This window comes from uncultured Neisseria sp. (genome assembly GCF_951230505.1).
GTDB lineage: Bacteria > Pseudomonadota > Gammaproteobacteria > Burkholderiales > Neisseriaceae > Neisseria.
Genome location: NZ_CATNVN010000092.1, coordinates 1 through 7066, shown reverse-complemented (window position 1 = coordinate 7066; position 7066 = coordinate 1). Strand labels below are relative to the sequence as shown.

Here is a 7066-nt window from a genome sequence, read left to right as displayed (position 1 = left end):
GCCCTCTCATATTTCGATATGCCGCTGACCGGCCAACCGGAAGTGTTCCTCGGCAACTCTCCAACCCTGTTTGACGACAACGGCCAGCTCATCGAATCTGCGCGCGGCTTTGTTCAAGGCTATATCGACCAATTGGTTGCCTTGATTGAGAAAAACCCTAAATAATCGGGATTGAAGCATACAGGCCGTCTGAAAACCGAATTTCAGACGGCCTCTTCTTTTGCAAAAAATCAGTTTTTCGACAGCTCCTAAATTTTTACTAATTGAGTGCGGTTATAATCACTATCCACCCATCCTCCGGAGAACTTCCATGCGCGTATTATTGGTTGAAGACGATGCCATGATTGCCCAAGCCGTCAGCGCCAACCTGAAAGACAGCGGCTACGCTGTCGATTGGGTCAGCCGCGGTTCGGAAGTTGCCGCAGCAGTAGCGGCGCAAGCATACGATTTGCTGCTCTTGGATTTGGGTTTGCCCGGCAAAGACGGTTTGGACGTATTGGCGCAAATCCGCAACGGCGGCTGTACCGTCCCCGTCTTAATCGTTACCGCGCGCGATGATTTGCACAGCCGGCTCAACGGCCTAGACGGCGGCGCAGACGACTACATCGTCAAACCTTTCGACATGGCGGAACTGCAAGCCCGTATGCGCGCCGTATTGCGCCGACACGGCGGACAGGCGCAAACGCTGCTGAGCAACGGCATCATCACGCTCAACCCTTCCACCCATCAGGCGGAAGTAGTCGGGCAGGAACAGGCCATCATGCTCAGCAACAAAGAATTTGCCGTCCTCCAAGCCCTGCTGCTGCGTCCGGGCATGATTCTGTCGCGCAGCGATTTGGAAGACAAAATCTACGGCTGGGGCGAAGAAGTCGAAAGCAACGCCGTTGACTTCCTGATTCACGCCTTACGCAAAAAACTCGGCAAAGAAGCGATTCAAAACGTCCGCGGGGTCGGCTGGCTGGTTGCACAAAACAACCAGGCCGTCTGAAAAACCAAAACAATATCAACACACAAACCATGCAACGCCTTTTCCACACCATCAAACAATCCCTGCAAGTCAAGATCAGCCTCGCCCTGATCTGCATGCTCCTGCCCCTCTCCATCCTTGCAGGCATATTTTCTTATTACGATACTTATCACGAGACCCAAGAGGTTCAAGACGACCTGTTGCGCCAAGTCGCGAACTATCTCGACCCGAGCGATGCCGATGACGAGAAACACTCACTCGACAACGACAACAAGATTTCCGTTCAATTTCCCAATACGCCCAACCCCATTGTCAGCCTGCCTGAGAAGATTTCAGACGGCCTGCACACCATTCAGGCCAATGACGACGACGATTACTACCGCGTTTATACCCGCAACACCAAGCAAGGCCGCATCGCCGTCATGCAGGAAAGCGACTACCGCGAAGAGCTAGCCGAAATGGCCGCCGTACAGAGCATCCTCCCCATGCTCCTCGCCCTGCCCCTGATTATCCTGCTTACCGTCTGGATTACCCACCGCGCCATGCGTTCCGTCAAAACCCTGTCCAACGATTTGGAACAGCGCCAAATCAACGACCTCTCGCCGATGGACACGCAAAACATTCCCAGCGAAATCCAAGGCTTTGTCGTCGCCATTAATAACCTGTTGCAACGTACCGACGAAAACGTCCGCCAACAGCAACGCTTTATCGCCGATGCCGCACACGAATTGCGCAGCCCCATGACCGCCCTTTCCCTTCAGGCAGAGCGGCTCAACAATATGCAGCTGTCCGCCGAAGCGCGTGAGCAGTCCGCCCTGTTGCAACAAAGCATACAGCGCAACCGCCACCTGCTCGAGCAACTCCTTTCCCTCGCACGCGCCCAAGCACCCGAAACCCAACGCCCCAAAACCCTGATCAGCCTGCAAAACCAGTTCCGCCGCGTCTTGCAGGAACTCATGCCGCTGGCGCTGGCCAAAGGTCAAGACATCGGCGTCGCCGTTGAAAACGACTGCCAAATCCACGCCGACGACACCGAAATCTACACCCTCATCAAAACCTTTACCGACAACGCCATCCGCTACACCCCTAAAGGCGGCCGCATCGATTTGGGCTTTGACGAAACCGCAGAATACCTCAACATCTGGGTGGAAGACGACGGCCCCGGCATTCCCCCAAGCGAGCGCCAACGCGTAATCGACCCCTTCTACCGTATTCTCGGCACCGAACAACAAGGCACCGGCCTGGGGCTTTCCATCGCAAACACCATTGTCAAACGCCATCAAGGCCGTCTGAAACTGGCCGACAGCCGACGCTTTGACAGCGGCTTGTTGATTATTGCCGAGTTGGATAAAAAGACACTTTAAATAATCGACCCGCCCAAATTGGTTTATCTAGCTTTAATCCGATGAATCAAAACGCTTTAAAACCAAAGGGCCGTCTGAAAATACCTTTCAGACGGCCTTTTTATATTTTAAAGCAAACCTCATTCATTCCTCACAAATACGGCTGCAAGGTTTGGCGGAGGATTTCCATATCGGTAATTTCGGTGATATTGGCTTTGCCCAAGTATTCCAAACCGACAAAACGCATGATGCCACTGCTGACTTTTTTGTCGTGGCTCATGTGTTCAATCCATTTTTCAAATGAGAAAACAGGCGGCGCAAACGGGAGGGAGGCGGCTTCCATTAAAGCGGCAATGCGGTCGGTATCGGCTTGTTGGGTTTTGCCCAAAATTTGCGACAAACGGGAAGCGAGGACGCAACCGGCGGCAACGGCTTCGCCATGCAGCCATACGCCGTAGCCCATTTCGGCTTCGATGGCATGGCCGAAAGTGTGGCCGAGATTAAGCCATGCGCGGATGCCCTGCTCGGTTTCGTCTTGGGCAACAATATCGGCCTTCATTTTGCAGCAATGGTAAACGGCTTCTGCCATTTTTTCTTGGTGTTGCGCCATCAGGTCGGCCATATTTTCTTCCAACCAAGCAAAAAATTCGGCATCGCCCAATGCGCCGTATTTGATGACTTCGGCCATACCTGCGGAAAGTTCGCGCTGCGGCAGCGTTTGCAGGGCGGTCAAATCGGCCAGCACGGCTTGCGGCTGGTAGAACGCGCCAATCATGTTTTTACCGAGCGGATGGTTGATAGCGGTTTTACCGCCGACCGAGGAATCGACCTGGCTGAGCAATGTGGTCGGCACTTGGATAAAAGGTGCGCCACGCTGATAAGTCGCTGCGGCAAAGCCGACCATATCGCCTATCACGCCGCCGCCCAAAGCGATTAAAGTGGTTTTGCGTTCGGCACGGTTTTGCATCAGGCCATCGTAAATCAGGTTAAGCGTCTGCCAGTTTTTATATTCTTCGCCATCGGGAAGGATGATGCTGAAATGCGGCACGCCCAGTCTGTCTAAGGCCGTCTGAAGCTGTTTGAGATAAAGCGGCGCAACGGTTTCGTTGGTAATGATGGCTGCTTTTTTACCTAAATAGGGCTGAAGCAGCGTATCGGCCTGCTCAATCAGTTTATGTCCGATAAAGATAGGGTATTGATGAGACGGGGTTTGGACAGTCAGTGTGCGCATAGTATTCCTTTGCAAAGCGTATTTATTCGCCTAAAGCCTGTATCAGGCGTTTGAGCGTTTTGTGACAGCTGTCGGATTCAATGACAAGATGGGCGGTTTGACGGTACAGCGTATCGCGTTGGTCATACAGCTCTTGCAGTTTGGCCAAAGGATTGGCAACTTGCAACAGCGGCCGGTTGCTGTCGTAACGGGTACGCTCCAGCAAGGTTTCGGGGCTGGCATGCAGATAAACAACTGTGCCGTTTTGGCGCAAAATCTGTCTGTTTTCACTGCGTAATACGGAGCCGCCACCGGTCGATAAAACGATGTTGCGCCGGGAAGCGAGCTTCTTCAGCATATTGGTTTCACGGTTGCGGAAGCCTTCCTCCCCTTCCATCTCAAAAATGGTCGGAATGGATACGCCCGAAGAAGTGCAGATTTCGTAATCGCTGTCGTAAAACGGGCATTCAAACATTTGGGCAAGCTGCTTGCCCAAAGTGGTTTTGCCCGCGCCCATCAGCCCGATTAAGATTAAATTGCCGTTGATTTTTTCCATGTGGGTCATTTTATACGATATGGTGGTTTCGTGGAAAAGTTCGTCGTTTTTCAGACAGCCTTTTCATCTCAGGCCGTCTGAAAACGAAAACAGGCATACCTTTGCAGATATGCCTGTTTGTCATTTTAAAAATCAGTAACGCAGATTGTTACCCACATTATCCATAATGCGCGGTGTGATGAAGATCAACAGCTCACGGCGGTTTTCACGTTTGCCGCGTGATTTGAACAGATTGCCGACAACAGGAATATCGCCCAAAACAGGGACTTTGTTCACTGCATTGGTGCTTTCTTCTTCGTAAATACCGCCGACAATCAGCGTGCCGCCATCTTCAACCATGGCTTGGGTATTCAAGTGTTTGGTATTGATACACTTGGTTGTCAGAGAATCCACGGTACAGTCGATCGGGGTATCGCGATTAATCTTCACAGTCATGATGATTTGACCGTCAGGCGTAATGTTCGGCGTTACGGTCAAGCCCAAAACGGCTTTCTTGAAGGTAATCGAAGTCGCACCGCTGGAAGAAGCCTCTTGATAAGGAATTTCCGTACCGGATTCAATTTTGGCTTCTTTGCGGTCTTGTGTCAGCACACGCGGATTGGAAATGGTTTTGCTCTTACCTTGTTCTTCAGACGCGCTGATTTCCAAACCCAATGCGCCGGACGAGAACGCACGCACCAGCGCAATGCTGTTGACTGCGGCTGCGGTCGGCAGACTGACGTTCGGATCCAAAGTCCATGTGCGGTAGCCTACATCGCCACGGTTAAACGAGGCATTGGTATTGTAGTTGGTTTGTGCATTGCTCCAGTTGCTGCCCCATGCGTTACGGCCACTTGCACCACCGGAACCGAATTTAACGCCCAAGTTGCGGAAGAAGGTATCTTCTGCTTCGACAATGCGCGCTTCAACCATCACTTGACGGGTCGGAACGTCCAGTTCATCAATCAGTTTGCGGAATTTCTCAATCACGCCGCGGTTGTCGGTTACGATCAGCGTATTGGTGGCAGGATCGATTAAGGCACTGCCTCGGTTGCTCAACAGAGTATTGCGGGTATTGGAATTATTGCTGTCGTATTCTTCCAGACGCAGAATTTTGCGGAATTCTTCCACGTTTTTGTATTTCAACTGGAAGGTTTGAGAATACAACGGACCCAATTCGGCAATCTCTTTTTCAGCCTGCAAGAAGGCTTTGTCTTTTGCCAACAATTCATCGCGAGGTGCGATATTAATGATGTTGCCTTGACGGCGCATATCCAAATTGCGCGCCTGCATGACCAAATCCAGAGCCTGATCCCAAGGTACATCTTTCAGGGACAAAGTCATGGTGCCTTTAACGGTATCGCTGGCAACAATATTCACGCCGGATTCTTTCGCCAAAATCTGCAAGATGGTACGAACTTCTACATCTTGGAAATCCAAAGAAATTTTACGGCCTTTGAACGATTTGTTCGCATTGTGGTTCAAGCCGCCGGATTCGGTATTGGCGGCTTTAGGCGATACTTCAAATACAAAGCGTCCGGAAGAGGCTTTGGTATTAATGTCCCAATTCGCATTATTGTTGCGGATAATGAGCTGGGTAGAATTGCCGATACGTTTGAGCGTAACGTTTTGTACAGGCGTATTGAAGTCAGCCACATCCAAACTGCGTTGCGCTTGTGTCGGCAGCGTATGGTTTTTCAATGTCACAACCACACGGTCACGCTGCTGTTTGATATCCGGCTGTCCGCTGAAACCCGGGGCAGACAATTCAATAATGCCGGAATTGCGTGCGCCTTTGCGGAAATCGATATTGGCGGCCGAAACGGCTTGATAAGCCTGAGTAGCGCGCGCGGTAGACGGCGTAGCCGCACGTTCATTTGCAACGGCTGCATTGGTTTGGTCAGTAGATTCGTTTACAAACACCCAAACTTCGTTGCCGCGAATCTCAGTATTGTATTGGCTGATTTTGTTCAAACCCAAAACCACGCGTGCGCGGTCATTGTTTTGTGCCGCAGTAATTTGATTCAGCAATGGGTCTGCATATTCCAAAACAGGCTGAGGCAAACGGATATTAGTGTTGGCAAAATCCAATGCGATACGCGCCGGAGTAGATGTTACAAAACCATGAGGTGTAGTGACGTCTTTGTCGAAACGGATTTTGATGATTTTTTGGTTGTCAGGCAAAGTGGAAACGTTGATATCGGTAATATTGCCTGCAAAGGCCGTCTGAACAGCGAGGGCAACGCTGAAGCCGGCAAATAATTTTGTCATGTGCTTGGTTTTCATAATCGAGTGAGACCCCTAAATTAATTTGAATTCGAACTATCTGAGCTATTGGAAGAATCCGCCTCTTTACTGCTCAATGGCAATTCGGCCTTCCGGTACACCCAGTTGCCGTAGCTGTCCTCAACTTGCTCGGTCAAGATAATTTTATCTTCGGTAATACTTTGGATTCTGCCGTAATTCTGACCGATGTAGTTTCCGGGATAAACGGTATAAACATGGTCGTTGACCTTGATAAATCCGGAAACTTTGCCGCTGCTTTGCAGCGTTCCGACAAAGGCCATGTTTTCCAAACTGAAGGCTTCCAATGTTTCTTTCGGACGGTTCACATCCGGCGCATTGCCTCCTTTAGGGGCAGTGTCCAAACGGCGTGAATCAAACGCATTCATGCCTTTAAAATTCGGCGGGCTATACGGCTTAGGCAATGTAACCGTCGGCTCTTCAAACGGAATAATCTTGGATTTTGCTTCCTGACGGGTTTGCGTCATCCATTGAGTCAAATCTTCATAGCTTTGCGTACAGGCTGCCAAGGGAAGAAGACTTAAGAGTAAGATGATTTTTTTCATGATTTCCCTATTCTTTTATTTTTGCTCATTCTCGGCAGGTTTGCCTTCTTCTTGTGCCTGTTGCGCAGCCAATTCGGCAGCAATCTCTTCGGCCGGACGTGCTTTATAAGTCGTCGCAATCGCGCTCAATGTCAATTCGCCTTTATTGCCTTTGCCTTCTTT

6 protein-coding genes and 2 pseudogenes are annotated in these 7066 nt (G+C 50.6%); 3 read left to right on the top strand and 5 right to left on the bottom strand.

Annotated features, from left to right (window positions below):
• The 3 genes and pseudogenes from Q1M25_RS06740 to Q1M25_RS06730 form a co-directional block, all read left to right on the top strand.
• A pseudogene (locus Q1M25_RS06740) lies at window positions 1-165 on the top strand (NAD(P)H-dependent oxidoreductase); the annotation flags it as partial.
• Between the two features lie 145 nt (window positions 166-310).
• Complete coding sequence (locus Q1M25_RS06735) at window positions 311-988, top strand: response regulator (protein WP_300483214.1); 678 nt, start codon at window positions 311-313, stop codon at window positions 986-988.
• 29 nt (window positions 989-1017) lie between these two features.
• A complete protein-coding gene (locus Q1M25_RS06730) occupies window positions 1018-2331 on the top strand; it encodes an ATP-binding protein (protein WP_300483212.1) in 1314 nt (437 codons plus the stop codon).
• 130 nt (window positions 2332-2461) lie between these two features.
• On the opposite strand, the gene aroB is transcribed toward Q1M25_RS06730, so the two are convergent.
• From aroB to Q1M25_RS06705, 5 genes and pseudogenes are all read right to left on the bottom strand, one after another.
• The gene (aroB, locus tag Q1M25_RS06725; protein ID WP_300483210.1) at window positions 2462-3541 is read right to left on the bottom strand and encodes a 3-dehydroquinate synthase; all 1080 of its coding nucleotides are present in this window, start codon (window positions 3539-3541) and stop codon (window positions 2462-2464) included.
• A gap of 22 nt (window positions 3542-3563) precedes the next feature.
• On the bottom strand, window positions 3564-4085 hold the full coding sequence (locus Q1M25_RS06720) for a shikimate kinase (protein WP_003682215.1): 522 nt from the start codon (window positions 4083-4085) through the stop codon (window positions 3564-3566).
• 123 nt (window positions 4086-4208) lie between these two features.
• Complete coding sequence (gene pilQ / locus Q1M25_RS06715; RefSeq protein ID WP_107867825.1) at window positions 4209-6341, bottom strand: type IV pilus secretin PilQ; 2133 nt, start codon at window positions 6339-6341, stop codon at window positions 4209-4211.
• Between the two features lie 20 nt (window positions 6342-6361).
• Window positions 6362-6904: a pilus assembly protein PilP gene (locus Q1M25_RS06710; RefSeq protein WP_107769130.1), complete on the bottom strand. Its 543-nt coding sequence runs from the start codon at window positions 6902-6904 to the stop codon at window positions 6362-6364.
• Between the two features lie 15 nt (window positions 6905-6919).
• A pseudogene (locus Q1M25_RS06705) lies at window positions 6920-7066 on the bottom strand (pilus assembly protein PilO); the annotation flags it as partial.